Genomic DNA, 12,877 nt, shown 5'->3' on the forward strand with positions numbered 1-12,877 from the left:
CCATCGGCCACATGCAGCAACTTCACGACCTGTACCATCACGCACCCCGCTATAACCGTTGGGGCACAGCAGAAATGGGGAAAATTGTCGACCACCGAACCCGATAGCGTCGCAGTGGACTTCCGAGAAGACCCGATAGGCGCCGCTCGGCAAGGCACCAATCCCACGGTGTTGGGCCGGATGAGCACCGGGTGGGCGATCATGGCCAACACCCAACACCTGCCGGGGTACTGCATCCTGATGTATGACGGTGACGCCGACCAACTCACCGAACTGCCCGTCGACGAGCGGGTCGCGTTCATGCGCGACGTTGTTTTGCTGGGCGAAGCCGTCGAGCGAGCCTGTCGAGCCGTCGATTCCGGCTTCCTCCGCATCAACTATGAGGTCCTGGGGAACACCTGGCCGCACCTCCACGGTCATGTCCATGCTCGCTACTGGTGGGAACCCGAGGAACTGCGGATCGGACCGGTGTATCTGTATGGTGCGCAACGCGCTGATCCGCAGCATCAACTCGATTCCCGACACAATGACCTTCGAACTAGGATCGCAGAGTCTCTGCGACAAGTTCTCGACGAGAACTGAATGGGCTATCAGCCGCTACTTGTCGCGCTGCCCCGACCGTTGCTGATTACCTCGCATGGAACTGTCATGCAGTTGCACCGAGGTGATAGTGAATTGCATCGACAGCGCGCTCCTCGTTGTCGACGTCGATCACGTTCGCAACACCACGGATTGGGGTCAGAATCGTCGGCGAGGCCATCTGTTCGACGGCTTGGCCGGAGTAGAAGGCGATGAATTTGTCGCGTGCTCCCGCCGACCGGGCGGCGGTCACGCGAGCATTGAATTCGCGGGCAACGCTCTTGGCCGATTCGAGGTTGACACGATGGAGTTGGAGTCGATCCATCAATGCAGGCTGTTCGCCACCACAGCGATAGTCGAAGGTGACTGCGTCGGCATCACCCTCGCCCCACCGCGCGCCGACTTCTACATCTGCGGTGGTTTGTACCTGAGCGGCGGAGAGCGCGGCGTCGACGCGCTGTTTGAGAACACGCGACCACTGCTCGGAGGCGGTGGACTCTTCACCCGCGACGAGCTCGCGGTAGAGCCGCTCAGCGAGAGTGCACGCGTTGTCCGCGGAGGTGGATTGACCGGCCAGGATCAGCCGGAATTCGGTGGGACGTCGCCGCTGACTATCGAGGACGCGGGCAGCATCGCGGTGGTGAAGCAGCATTGTCGTGTAGTAGTTGACCCAGTCGCTGTAGGCATCCTGTGACAGTCCGTACCGGCGGAGCTGGCGACCATCGATCCTGCCGCCGGCTTCGACGCCGAAGAACTTGATCGCGCACTCGTCGCCGACGGTGACTGCTACGCCGATGTTGCGGGGTTCTTTGCGGCGCATATCGGCGGTGTATTGGATCAGATGCCAGGTTGCGTTCATCTCGACCGCCTCCTCATGACAGCGTGAGTTGCGATGCGACCGTCGCGCTAGGGAAGGAAATGACCTTCGCGCTTTCGTAGCGAGGACGCGTCTTTCTCAGCGCCTTTACCAGTGACTCTATCGTGCCACCGCGCTGTTTCAAGAGGACCTTGACCGCGCCAGCTCGGGGTTTGGGAATGAGCAAGCCGCGGTCGTATGCCTCGTCCACCGCGAGGTTGATGATGGAGTCGCTGGTCATGCGTACGCGGTTGATCCAGTAGTTCAGCGCATCCTCGGGGAGTGTGGCGTCGGAGAACTGGTGGTACCGCAAGGGGGTGTCGGTCCTCCCTCCGAAATGTTCGCCCTTGCGTCCGAGCAGGCTTTCTTCGTGGTCGATCAGCCAGATCCCGAGGTTGGGGTGGAAAAGGAAGTTTTCTAGGTGGCGGTCATCGTTTTGTATCCAGGTGTCGAAGACGAGAGCACCTGCGGCGATGTGGTCGTACTTGTCGAGGATCGCGTTGACATCGGACGGCGGTGGTGCGCTAACACCGTTCGCCCGGATTTGGGGAGTGGCCCAGCCCTTGCGGCCATCACCGAGGTTGGCGATCTCGCCGGGCAGAACAGGGAGACCAAGTGCCGCAGCGAGCCGACAACAGATCAGTTCGTTGGCCAGAAGGAGCGGACAGTCGCCGTCTTGGGCTTTGACGTGCAGAGTCGCTAGGCCCCACCACGCTTGGTTTTGCCCTTCGATGTCGTCAGGAACGGCTTCGAGGGCGTGGATCTCGACGCCGGGTTCACGGTAGCGCAATGCTCAGTCTTCCCTCATCATCATGGTCGCGCGCATAAACATCGAACGTCGTTGCCCAGTCAGAGTAGGTGGGCGTGGGCTCGGATCGTCTCCAAGCACTGCTGCAGGGTCGGCTGCACACCATAGACCAGTTGCATCGCACGTCCATATCCCGCAGTTAGCGCCTCGCGCCCGGCCATGACCGGGTCAAGCAGCGGGCTTAGTCCATATCCGGTTTCCGGCCGCGGCGTGTAACTGAACTCAGCTCTTTCGCTGTGCTCGTCGATGTCAGCGCACAACGTCGCAACCCCAACGGAACCGAGGTCCTCTAGGGCGTCTAGTACGGCGGAATCGGAGAGGAGGCAGTGGACGTCGTAGAGGTGGCGTGCGTTGCGCTGTAGTGCGTCGAGCGCCTTCTCGTCGGGGGCGCGTACAGCACCGTCGTGCAGCGCGGAGAGTTTCTCGAACAGCGTGCGCTCAGCTGCCAGGACATCGACAGCGAACGGCGCGAATTCCTCCCACGTGTCTTGGCTGTCGCCAAATTCCACGGTCGCGAAATCGGCTATCAGCGAGCGGATCTCACGGCGATGGGCTGGAGCTTCGCCGCCGCGCGTTCCCATCTCCAACAGGACGCCCTCAGTGATGGCCGGTTCGCTGCCTCCCGGCACGGCCGCGTGAGTGGGATAGTGGTAGCGCACATTGCGTTTCACCCCACGGGTGGAGTTTTGTTGCTCAGTCGCGTCCTCGCCGATGCCTAGGTGATCGGTGACATTGTCACGGATCTGCTTGAACGCCTTGTCTTTCGTGTTGGCACCGGCACCTACCTCGGGGAAGACGACGAGCAGGTCGATGTCTTCAGAGAACCGCTCGATCAAGCCGTAGACACGCGAGAGCGATGTGCCGCCCTTGAAGATGACGTTCACAGCGCCAGTGCCAGTGGGACCATCCATCGAGACAGGGAAGGTTGTCGCCCGGAGAACCTCCATGGCCCAGAAGTCTTTTTCTAGGAAGATTTGGTCCAGGTTCAATTGCTCAGCGGCGGCGGCGATCAGCGCGGCCAGGTCTTCAGGATGCTCACGCAGCGCAGGCATCAGGCAAGCATGCCCGATGCCTGCAAGTCCTCGGTCAACCGGATCAGGTTTTTCCGCAACGCGGGCGAGCGTTCACCTTTAGCCGCATCGCTCAGCTCACGCCAGCGCAGCTTGCCCCCAGCCACAGCGTTGCCCACCGCTGTGCTCATCGCTGACCAGCCGTCGTCCACCGTGGTTTCCCAGTCGCCACGCAAAAGTTCAAGGACCGCGATCTCGAGCGGCCGTAGCGCCAACCGACGCAGATTGTTGCGTTTGGACACCCTCACGCCTGTCAACGAGGTTGGGACGGTCCCGGTGACCACAAGAGCTGGTCTCGCCGGAACCTGAGTGGTCAGGCCGAAGGCGCGCGCAGCCGAGAACCCTGTGGGTCCGACTCCGGCCCTCCCTAGAACCTCGAGCGCGACGGCTTCCGCAGACGGACGCGTCAGGCCGTAGCGCGTCTTTGCGCCCTTGAAGTACAGGCCACGGCGGACTTTGACCAGCTCGCCGCTCTTGTGGGCGCGTTTGACCGCAGAAGCGGCAGCAGCAGCAGACCCAGGCAAGTGGCTCGTATGCACGAAGCTCCCGGCCGGGACTGCTTTCACCGCCTTGGTGGCGGCGCCTGTTGGCGACCTCATGACAACAAAGCGTACTGAAAAGATGTCACGAAGACGAGACATGTGACCAGAATCAACGGTCACGATCACACGGTTTTGGTCTCCAGCCCCTGGTCGCGATCATCTAATGCATGGCCATCGGCATTTCTAGAGAGGTCGCTGTTATGCATGTCGAGCGAAACCCGGCGGCCGGGAGCGTCTCGCAAACCTAGCGCTGGTCAGTGTGAGATCTCGCGCTGTGCGAGCCATGTTTCCAATGCGGCCTCGATGACAATGCCAACCCTGTCGTGCAGGCACTGGCGAATCAGGGTTGGCATTCATCATGTCCCGGGTCGTTCGAGTCGCGCGTGATCGCGGCCGGTGGTGTGTCGGCGGGTGGGGTGGCCGCCAGCGCGACATGAGGCGCGTCCTGGGGTGGCTGGGTGATGCCGGACAGTTGCCACAAGGTCTGCGGCTTGCTGTAGATCTGGTCGGCGGGCACGCTGGTGGAGGCGAGGAAGAAGAAAGGGTCAGAGCCCGGCTCGAACTCGACCGGCGCTTGGGTTCCGGACTCGAGGGCGGCGATCGCGGCGTCGGAATCCACGACCGTCGTCGCCTGATGGAAAACCCACACCGGACCGATCGACAGTTCCCGACCTGCCAGTGTCAGGGCGTAGTTGTCGAACTCGATCAGGACCGGGTTGGGGCCCGTCAGTGCGGCCCGCAGCTCCGGGGAGTCCTCACCGGAGAGATACCCCGTCACGGTGGCCGAATGGGGTGCAGCCACCATCCCGCCTTCGAGGATGATCCGGGCCACGCGCACCGAGATCCGGTCCATCGGCGAAATCACCGCAGGCAGGGCGAAGTACTTGTCGCAGTGTCGTTGCAGAATGTCCAGATCGTCCGCGAACTCCTCAAGGATGAGATCGTCGAGATCGGTCTCGTTGCCGGGGTTGTTCATGCTCAGCAAGAACGTATCCTCGATGAACACTTCGATTTTAGGTAGCGTGCGCAGCTGGCGTACCAGGTGCAAGACGTTGCGCGCCTGCCATGGCTGGGCGCCGCCGATGTTGCGCGAGGTCTGCAGCGTGGTCTCGACGTCGGACTGTTTCCCGATCGGGAACATGATGCGGGTGGCCAGACGGCCGTCGTAGAACTTCGACTCGATCGAGAGGCCGCTGGTTCCGGTGCCGAGGTGGGCGATGACTCCTTCATGGGAGGTGACGGGTTTTCCGTTCTCGTCGGACAGGCGCAGCTCTATGCGCCGACCGACTCCCGGTGCTTCGCTGCCCACGTCGATGACGACTTGGCTGGAGTCGAAATGACGGGCGATATGGTCGGGTCCGGTGATGTCGACCTCAGTCACCACTTGCGGTGGGAGCACCAATCGTTCGCCGGTGCCGAAGCGGATCCTGCGTTTGAACTGTGCGGCGAGTTCGGTGTGCTCGGGCCCGAACTTGCCGCGCACGTGGAAGTGAACCGGATTGACCTGGGCGGCGTTGGGGTGCTGGGCTCGCAGGACCTGGGTCACTGTGTCGCCGTGGCGGGCGAAGTCGAAGGTCCAGTCCTGGTCAGTGGAGTCGACCACCGAGCCCAGCGCGGCCACTCGGGCCGGCAGGTCGTCGGGGTTGAGCAGGTTGTCGCGCTCGCGGTTGTAGATCGCGGCGTTGTCGCGCAGTTCGCTGTGGACATTGCGCTGGGCCCAGCGGTCGATGGTGGGGAATTCGATGAGCAGGTCATCGAGGTCTTTGCGACCCATGGCCCGCGTCGGCGGTGTGGTAGAGGTCTTGCCGAGGCCGGTGACAAACGTATTCTCGCCGGGGGTCAGGTTTCTCGGTACCACGAGAACCCATTCGTCGACCGTGCACGTCTTGTCGACGGTGCGCGACTTGACCAGCTTGTCGAACGAGCGCTTGATCTGCTTGCGCCGGGGTGCCCAGCCGCCGCTGAACCCTTCGGGAAAGTACTTGAGCTGGAAAATGATCACCCGCCCGTCCTGGTGCACCTCGATGTCGACGCCGCCGTCACCGCCACGGCCGTCGACTGCCAGCACCGCGACACCGTCGCCGCGGTATTTGTGGTTGATCAGCGCTTCGACGATGCGGTCGAAGTGTTCCTGACCGATCGTGTCCCAGTCGATGCTCATCGAGGAGTGGGCGTCCTTTCATCTGTGCGGGTCGGCGCCTTCTACGGGGCTCATCACTCGATGCTCTCACCATGCACTGACAGCGATACCCGGTTCAGACCGCAGCGAGCACGCGCATGGGGAGAAAGGGGCAAGAAGCACGGGATGCATGGGCAACGGCTCCGTACGAGCTCACAGTCGGCGCAGGTCAGCGAAACCGGCCCGATCAGGTTTGCGAAACCTGATCGACGGTCGCAGTAGGCAGCTGGAAACGATCGAACCCCTGGCTCACATCACGTGACCAGGGTTTTTCGTGTCTAGGCACAACAGTGGTTGCTGTGATGGGTGTCTGTTTCGACTGGTTACGCATGTCTTGCCGACCCGCGGCGTGATGCCGGGGTCAGTGACGGGTAGCAGAGGGGCCCGTGGAGGGTGCGTGCGCGTCGGGGATGTGGGCGGTGATTGAGTGTCGATGTCGCCGCCGATCCTCAACCGAGCGGGTGAGCGCGGATGTTTGGGGTGTGGGACATGCACGCGCGGTTGAGCCGAGGCATCCACCATGGCATGCAACCGTGCGAGACTGAGGAGCTCACCCCGCAGCGTGGCGTCATATTCGTTGATCTGGATCGAGCCCTAGGTGATCGCGTAGTTCGCAGTATGTTTCGGTAAATAGACCAATGAGCTGTCAGGATGGGGTAGCGACCGATGTTGCAATGGCAAGCGTGCGAGCTCAGCGAAGCATTGCTGTTCATTGAACCCGCTGACTATGAGTGGCCGCCGATGGTCGATCCTCGTACAGCGGGGTCTTTGCTCGGGGTCGCGCGGGACATGAAAGGTAACGAGAACGCGCACATCTGGGTGGGCTGGACCCACGGCTTCATTCGTCTCGGTATCGAGACCGCCTCTACTGCACCGATTATCGATGTCGATGAGTGGGAGACGATCGATGAGGGCGTGATCGAGCTCGGTCCCGTCGCGGCGTTGACCCGAACCACGCTGTCACCAATTCGCCCGCCCGAGCTTGACCTGCTGGCGTCGCTACCTGCGGGATTGCACCGGATTCGCGTCGCGGCGCGCGGGCGCGACGACAACAGTAACGATGTCGCGATCCTGATCCAGTTGTGGCCGACCTCCGAGCGAACGTCGGTGACCGAGATCAAGCACGACGACGGATTCGACGTTCGCGAGTACGAGCGGAACTTCTCGCGTCGGCGTCGCCACCCCGATCCAGACGGTCTTGTCGTCGCCACCCCGAGTGATGTAAGTGTCGCTGCTCCCAGGACTCCTGCCTCACCGACCGCGCCAACATCGTTAGCAGGTCAGTGGGAACGCCTGCACGAGGTGATCGGGGGGCAAAGCCCTGTGGCATGGGGCGACCTGGTGAACCGTCCCGCCTTGCCCCAATCGATCGCCGACGCCGAGCAACGCACGCTTGCGTGGCCACCGGAGCTGCGGGAATGGTTCGCCCTGCACAATGGAGGCGGCTCCGCCGATCTACTGCCTGGCACGTCGTTGCTGAGCCTCGATCAGATGCTTGAAGTCCACGCGATGGAATCGGAGGTATGGGGCGAGCTAGCCGAGGAGAACGCCGGTATCGCGTCGGCGATCACCGAAGACGCGCCAGCCAGTTCTGAGGCGGGCCAGTTCATTCCGGCGTTCATCCCGATCGCCGAACGAGACGGCACGATGCTGGTGTGCGACACCCGACCGGGTCCACTGCACGGATGCGTCACCGAATTCGGTAAAGACACCGCCGATAGCTATCCACCGACGTGGGCTTCGCTGAGCGCGATGCTGACCGACCTCACCACGAGTATCGCCACCGGCAGCCCGTTCAATGCCCAATACCAACCCGAGCTCGGCCCGTCGGGACTGAACTGGGTATGGCCAACAACGCGCTAAGCCGATCCGCTACCGACCGCTCTCCCGGGGGCGGCCTGTTGGTTCGGGCAGTTGCGACACATCAGCTGGTCGGTCGTCGCGGATGAGTCGAGCAGCGAGGAAATCGTTCATGGTGTCGGCGGCGTCGGCCTGCGCGACGAGTTCTTCAATGCGACGCTCGATCCTCATCTCCGGCCTTCTTCCCTAGTCATGAGCGGTAATGACCGGTGCGGGTTCTCGTTGGCGTGTGTCGTCGCGAGGTCGTGTTCGATCACGTGTCGAACATAAGCCGACCAGCTCAAATTCAGCTCGCTCGCGCGTAATTGGGCGCGTACGTACAGGTCGTCAGGGATCGCCACGGGACGAGGCCACATGCCAGACACGCGGTCTGCGTCGTCGTCGGGCGCTAGATCTATCTCGACTCGATCGTCGGTGAATTCCAGGCGGTCGATCATCGCGTGCAGCTGCTCCGGGGTCATGTCGTCTAGATCGACGCATGCTGCCTCGGGATCGGACTCGCTGAATTCGCTGGTCACATGGTTGAGGTTACGCGCGGCATGTCTCCCCGTACAGGCTCGCAGACATCACGCAATCGGCCCCCGCTGCGTTTCTTGACAGGATCCGGTGAACGGATACTGCGATGGGCAAAACGCGCGAGATGCATGGGCAACACCCGCCCGCGAACATGGGATTCGTCGAGGTCAGGCGGTTTCGCAAACAGCCCACAGAAAAACCCCGGTTACGCTTCACGCGGACCGGGGTTTTTGCGTTTGGTCCTGCGCTGTTGTTGTGCGAACGCGATCGCTCATAACTCCTGTTCCGTCAGGTGTTGGGCGCTTGCCCAGTCGGTCAGTCGTAGGCCGCTCTCTCCGCGATCCCAGCGCGATATCGACGCGTTGGCTACCGGTGCCACCACTTCACCTGGCTCGCCGTCGAGTACCTGTCTGATCGCGGCAATCACCCCGTCGTGGGCCACGATCAGGACCGGGTAGCGGCCCGCGACCACGCGGTCGAGCGCGGTGAGGAATACGCCAACGCGCAGCACAACATCGGGCATCGACTCGCCGCCAGGCGGTCGATACCACCAATCGCCCAGCGTTTCACGGCGCGCGGCTTCGGCTGGGTCGCGCGCGGCGATCACCGCTGGCGGGCACAGTTCGAAAACGCCCATCTCGCGGTCGCGCAGCCGCTCGTCCACCACCACCGGTATCGGAGGGTGTGTTGACACTGCGGCGTCGACTCGTGCCATCCGCGCCCAGGTTTGGCGGGCCCGGGCGTAGGGGGACGTGACCACCAACCCCGGGCGCCGCGCAGGGCCCAGACTGGCCAACCACGCACCCACCGCGTCGGCTTGTGCGCGGCCGAGCGCCGACAACTCGACGTCGAGATCGCGCCCAGGAACCGGTGCGGTGGGTGTGGATGCGAACGCCACGTTCGCGGTGCTCTGCCCGTGGCGGATTGCCCACAAACCGGGGATCGTGAGTTCGTTGCCCACGCTCCCAAGCCCGAGTTGGCGATCGCCGCGTTCAGTGACCATTGGTCGCACCCCCTGTTGTAGAACGGCAGTTACAGTGTGCCGCAATCTATTTCACCTAGGGTGTGCGTGACCGAGTGTCGCGCACTCTCCGCCGTAGGCACTGGACAGTTGATCACCAGGCTGTGGTGGTTGTTTTCCGCCACCAGAGCCTGGTGATCGGTTGCCCAACTCCCGGCTGGCGTCGCGTGCGCCTCGTGACCAGGTGGTGGACGATCGGTTCTATGGATCGTGAGTGCGGTGCCTTGATCGAGGTTGCGGCCGAGCTCGAAGGGTACTTGCGAGCCGCGAGCGCGCTGCCGCCTCCGGTGGAAATCTCCGGTGCTCGCCAGCCTGCGGGATGGTACGTCAGATCGCCCGAAGCTCCCGTCGAGGGGCGCACGCCGTGGGTGCACATGCGCGGCATCGCGGTCGACTGCGTAGGCGAGACCCTGATCCTCACGTTCTCCTGGAAGCAAGACGCACCGCGCTATGTGCTTCCCATGACAACGAACGACCGCGACGCGATAACCGGTTCCGATGCCCTCATCACCAGGTTGGACTTCTTCCTCGACACCGATTGGCGCGCTTCGCACTGCACCAACCTGGGTTGCGGGCAGGTTTTGGTGGCGATGGGTGTGAGGTGAACGCTCGCGAGGGGCAACTGGTTGCGTGCGAAAATTGGTGGCGCTGAGGACAATCCGTTGATACAACAGGCCAACCACGTCCGCGATCACACGGGGGTAAAACATGAGTTGGTCCGCGCTGGCCACGTTTGCCGGGCTCTGTCTGCTCCTGTCCATCACTCATGGTCCCGACACCTTTCTCGTCCTTCGGCACGCCTTTCGCGGGGCGCGGTTTGGGGTTGCGGTGTCGGCTGGGTCGGCGCTCGGGTCGCTGGTGTGGGCGGGGGCGGTTGCCGTTGGGTTAGCGGCGCTACTTAGCGCGTATCCAACCGTACTGGTCTCGCTCAAAATCGCGGGTGGGATTTACCTCGTCTATCTGGGGATCAGCGGGTTCATTCACCGCGGCACGTTCGCGCCTGTCAGTCCCGATCAGGAGCCTCGTCCGCAAGCGGGCTTGCCTGGGGCGTTTCGCGACGGTGTCGTCTCGTCGCTGCTGAACCCCAAGGTCGGGCTGTTCTTCGTCGCGGTGGTTCCCCAATTCGCGCCGACAGATGCGTCCCCCCGCAAATCACGATGGTTCTCGGGGCGGTCGACGGCGTCATCGCGTTTGGGTGGCTCTCGCTGGTCGCTGTCCTCGCCGCGCGTGCGGTCGGGTTGTTGCGGCGCCCGCGCATCGGGCAGGTGCTCGCGAAGGTGAGTTCGGCCGTGCTGGCTGCGATGGGGGTAGCGGTCTTGACCGTGCGGACCTAAAGTTCGTTTCGGTCGACCAAGCGGGAAAGTGCCTGTCGCAGAGCGGGGTTCGGGGCGCGGACGTCCAATTCCTGTAGTGCCGTTTCGGCTATTGCGGCCACGAACAACGTCGCGATTGGGGACGGATCTGGCCAGCCCATTGCCGACAAGTCCGCGGTCACCAAGTCGGCGGCTGCCGCGTTGCGGGTCGCCACCTCATCGGACAAACCCGCGTCCGTGCGTGCCTGCACCAACAAGCCCTTTGTCGCTGGGTCGGCCAAACAGCCGTCCAAATAGGCCGTGATGCCCGCGCGCAGTCGGGCTGGACCTGGTGGCAAGTCGGCGATCGCGGCGGCGACTAGCTCGTCGAGTTGGTCGTGGAACGCGCGGTGCAGCGCCACAAAATACGCTTCGCGGGAAGGCCAATGCTGGTAGAAGCTGCCTTTTGCCATGTTCGCCTCGGCGGCGATGGCGTTCACCGACAGCTTGGTCAGCGCCTCGCTCGACAGAAGTGTGCGGCCAGCTTCGAGCAAAGCGCGGCGGCCAGGTTCAGGCGATCTCACCGTCGTAGCTCAGCACACTCGGTCAGAAACTCGCTCACGGTGTCGAGGAAGAGGGCCGGATTCTCCGCGAACGGTTCGTGGTGAGTCGGCAGCACCGAGATTTTCGCGTTCGGCAACGCGCGACGGACCCCGTTGCGATTCAGCAGCCACGGGTTGGTCGGGTCGCTGCGCCCCCAAACCACCAGGACTGGCAGCGTCGCGGGCAAAAGGTCAGGCGTTGCGAGGTTGAAGTTCGGGTCGGCGAAGCTGCGCCACAGGCTGCGATAAACGGCAAGCCGCGTCGGGTTCTTAGCCACTTGGGTCGCACGGTCGAAAATGGCGCGCGACCCACCGCGACCGAGCGGCCCGAGGTACATGCGCGCGTTCGGCCCGATGAACCGCCGCGCGACAGCTTCGCTGGCGGCAAAGTGGAAATACTGCTTGATCAGCGCGTTGTGCGGAACGAACCCGGCGGGCTGCACCAAAATCACGCCGCGCACGAGGTCGGGTAAACGCTGCGCGAGCCGCACCGCCGCGTACCCGCCAACACTGTTGCCGATCACGGTAAAGGGACCAAAGCCCTTCTCCGACAACGCTTCCGCGACGTGCATTGCTACGTCAGCGAGCGCGTCGATGGTGATCAGCGAGGGATCATGCACCGTCGACGCCCCATAGCCAGGCCAGTCGACCGCCGCGACACTCCATTCGGCGGCGAGCGACCCAAGCACTTCGGCAAAGTCGCGATGGTCGCCTGGGTTGGCGTGCAGCAGAAGTAGGGACGGACCTACCCCTCCTAGAGGTCCGTACAGATGCACGGCAATGTCACCGAAACTGCAAGGGACGGTGATGGTTTCCCGCGCATCCATAGGCAAACCCTAAACATGACCGACCGCCCGGTCAAGATTTGTCTTAAGCCTTCCGACAAACCAACAACAGTTGTGGGATCTTGCCGCCAGTCACGTTTTCGACATCAACCGTGAAGCCCGCGCCCTTCAGTGTCTCGACAACCTCATCTACCGGGCGCAACGTGAAGCCGTATTCGGTCACCGGCAGTTTCGCCATCGCGTCTGGGTCGGCGATGCCGACTACCGCGACTCCCGAAGGGTGGGTCACGCGTGCTAGCTCCGTGCAAGCTGCGGGGAGGTCGGCGACGAAGTAGATGGTGTTCGTCGTGATCGCGGCGTCGAGGCTCGCGTTCGGTAATGGCAGGTCAAGCAGGCCGCCGTCGGCGATCTGCAATTGACCACCCTCGATTGCCTTCGCGTTTTGGGCCGTCGCGCGGATGCGCATGTCGGTCGACGGGTCGATGCCGTAGACGGTGCCGTCCGGGCCGACGCGACCAAGCAGTTCGGTCAAACCGACTCCGCCGCCGAAGCCGATATCGGCCGCGGTCGCACCACGCGAAGGCGCCGCAGCGGCGACAGCGGCGCTGATCAGCGCCTGATTTCCCCGGTTGAGCGCGTTGGCGGTGAACTTCCCGAGGATGCCGTGCGGGTTGCCGAGCTGGTCGGCGACGGTCATGAACAGCCGAGAGGTGATCCGCGTCATCGACCGATTCTATTTGTGTCGCGAATCGCCTGCGCGGAAATCT

At 63.1% G+C, this 12,877-nt stretch carries 15 protein-coding genes and 1 pseudogene; 5 read left to right on the forward strand and 11 right to left on the reverse strand.

The genetic code is table 11. From position 1 onward, the window contains the following. Window positions 1–180 precede the first annotated feature (180 nt). The gene (locus tag IEX78_RS14195; protein ID WP_229683955.1) at window positions 181–582 is read left to right on the forward strand and encodes an HIT family protein; all 402 of its coding nucleotides are present in this window, start codon (window positions 181–183) and stop codon (window positions 580–582) included. Between the two features lie 64 nt (window positions 583–646). On the opposite strand, the gene IEX78_RS14200 is transcribed toward IEX78_RS14195, so the two are convergent. The 5 genes from IEX78_RS14200 to IEX78_RS14220 all read right to left on the reverse strand — a co-directional run bounded on the left by IEX78_RS14200 (window position 647) and on the right by IEX78_RS14220 (window position 6,016). Next, the gene (locus tag IEX78_RS14200) at window positions 647–1,438 is read right to left on the reverse strand and encodes a hypothetical protein (RefSeq protein ID WP_188829342.1); all 792 of its coding nucleotides are present in this window, start codon (window positions 1,436–1,438) and stop codon (window positions 647–649) included. A gap of 13 nt (window positions 1,439–1,451) precedes the next feature. Beyond that, window positions 1,452–2,225 carry a HipA domain-containing protein gene (locus IEX78_RS14205; protein WP_188829343.1) on the reverse strand — a complete coding sequence of 258 codons (774 nt, stop codon included), beginning with the start codon at window positions 2,223–2,225 and terminating at the stop codon, window positions 1,452–1,454. A gap of 59 nt (window positions 2,226–2,284) precedes the next feature. Then, window positions 2,285–3,295 carry a nucleotidyl transferase AbiEii/AbiGii toxin family protein gene (locus tag IEX78_RS14210; RefSeq protein ID WP_188829344.1) on the reverse strand — a complete coding sequence of 337 codons (1,011 nt, stop codon included), beginning with the start codon at window positions 3,293–3,295 and terminating at the stop codon, window positions 2,285–2,287. Next, on the reverse strand, window positions 3,295–3,975 hold the full coding sequence (locus tag IEX78_RS14215; protein WP_188829345.1) for a DUF6088 family protein: 681 nt from the start codon (window positions 3,973–3,975) through the stop codon (window positions 3,295–3,297). The genes IEX78_RS14210 and IEX78_RS14215 overlap by 1 nt, the downstream gene beginning before the upstream one ends. Before the next feature lie 220 nt (window positions 3,976–4,195). Then, entirely contained in the window at window positions 4,196–6,016 is a 1,821-nt protein-coding gene (locus tag IEX78_RS14220; protein ID WP_188829346.1) for a hypothetical protein, read from the reverse strand. Between the two features lie 807 nt (window positions 6,017–6,823). Here IEX78_RS14220 and IEX78_RS14225 point away from each other — a divergent pair. Continuing rightward, window positions 6,824–7,897 (forward strand): SMI1/KNR4 family protein, encoded by a 1,074-nt coding sequence (locus IEX78_RS14225; protein WP_188829347.1) that lies wholly within the window; start codon window positions 6,824–6,826, stop codon window positions 7,895–7,897. A 9-nt stretch (window positions 7,898–7,906) separates the two neighbouring features. Here the strand turns inward: IEX78_RS14225 and IEX78_RS14230 are convergent, their stop codons facing one another. From IEX78_RS14230 to IEX78_RS14240, 3 genes are all read right to left on the reverse strand, one after another. After that, window positions 7,907–8,065, reverse strand: coding sequence for a hypothetical protein (locus IEX78_RS14230; RefSeq protein ID WP_188829348.1), 159 nt, complete (start codon window positions 8,063–8,065; stop codon window positions 7,907–7,909). Continuing rightward, a complete protein-coding gene (locus tag IEX78_RS14235; RefSeq protein WP_188829349.1) occupies window positions 8,062–8,412 on the reverse strand; it encodes a hypothetical protein in 351 nt (116 codons plus the stop codon). The genes IEX78_RS14230 and IEX78_RS14235 overlap by 4 nt, the downstream gene beginning before the upstream one ends. Before the next feature lie 269 nt (window positions 8,413–8,681). Then, window positions 8,682–9,413 carry a histidine phosphatase family protein gene (locus IEX78_RS14240; RefSeq protein ID WP_188829350.1) on the reverse strand — a complete coding sequence of 244 codons (732 nt, stop codon included), beginning with the start codon at window positions 9,411–9,413 and terminating at the stop codon, window positions 8,682–8,684. Between the two features lie 221 nt (window positions 9,414–9,634). Here IEX78_RS14240 and IEX78_RS14245 point away from each other — a divergent pair, with 221 nt between their 5' ends. From IEX78_RS14245 to IEX78_RS24280, 3 genes and pseudogenes are all read left to right on the forward strand, one after another. Then, window positions 9,635–10,036 (forward strand): hypothetical protein, encoded by a 402-nt coding sequence (locus IEX78_RS14245; protein ID WP_188829351.1) that lies wholly within the window; start codon window positions 9,635–9,637, stop codon window positions 10,034–10,036. A 103-nt stretch (window positions 10,037–10,139) separates the two neighbouring features. Beyond that, a pseudogene (locus IEX78_RS24755) lies at window positions 10,140–10,535 on the forward strand (LysE family translocator); the annotation flags it as partial. 53 nt (window positions 10,536–10,588) lie between these two features. Continuing rightward, window positions 10,589–10,765, forward strand: coding sequence for a hypothetical protein (locus IEX78_RS24280; RefSeq protein ID WP_229683956.1), 177 nt, complete (start codon window positions 10,589–10,591; stop codon window positions 10,763–10,765). On the opposite strand, the gene IEX78_RS14255 is transcribed toward IEX78_RS24280, so the two are convergent. The 3 genes from IEX78_RS14255 to IEX78_RS14265 are packed head-to-tail and all read right to left on the reverse strand — an operon-like array spanning window position 10,762 to window position 12,834. After that, window positions 10,762–11,307, reverse strand: a complete 546-nt coding sequence (locus IEX78_RS14255) for a TetR/AcrR family transcriptional regulator (RefSeq protein ID WP_188829352.1) — start codon at window positions 11,305–11,307, stop codon at window positions 10,762–10,764. The two genes, IEX78_RS24280 and IEX78_RS14255, sit on opposite strands and share 4 nt — an antisense overlap. Continuing rightward, window positions 11,304–12,152, reverse strand: a complete 849-nt coding sequence (locus IEX78_RS14260; RefSeq protein WP_188829353.1) for an alpha/beta fold hydrolase — start codon at window positions 12,150–12,152, stop codon at window positions 11,304–11,306. The genes IEX78_RS14255 and IEX78_RS14260 overlap by 4 nt, the downstream gene beginning before the upstream one ends. A 43-nt stretch (window positions 12,153–12,195) precedes the next feature. Next, a complete protein-coding gene (locus tag IEX78_RS14265; protein ID WP_188829354.1) occupies window positions 12,196–12,834 on the reverse strand; it encodes a methyltransferase domain-containing protein in 639 nt (212 codons plus the stop codon). Window positions 12,835–12,877 lie beyond the last annotated feature (43 nt).

The organism is Nocardia camponoti (assembly GCF_014646135.1).
Taxonomy (GTDB): domain Bacteria; phylum Actinomycetota; class Actinomycetes; order Mycobacteriales; family Mycobacteriaceae; genus Nocardia; species Nocardia camponoti.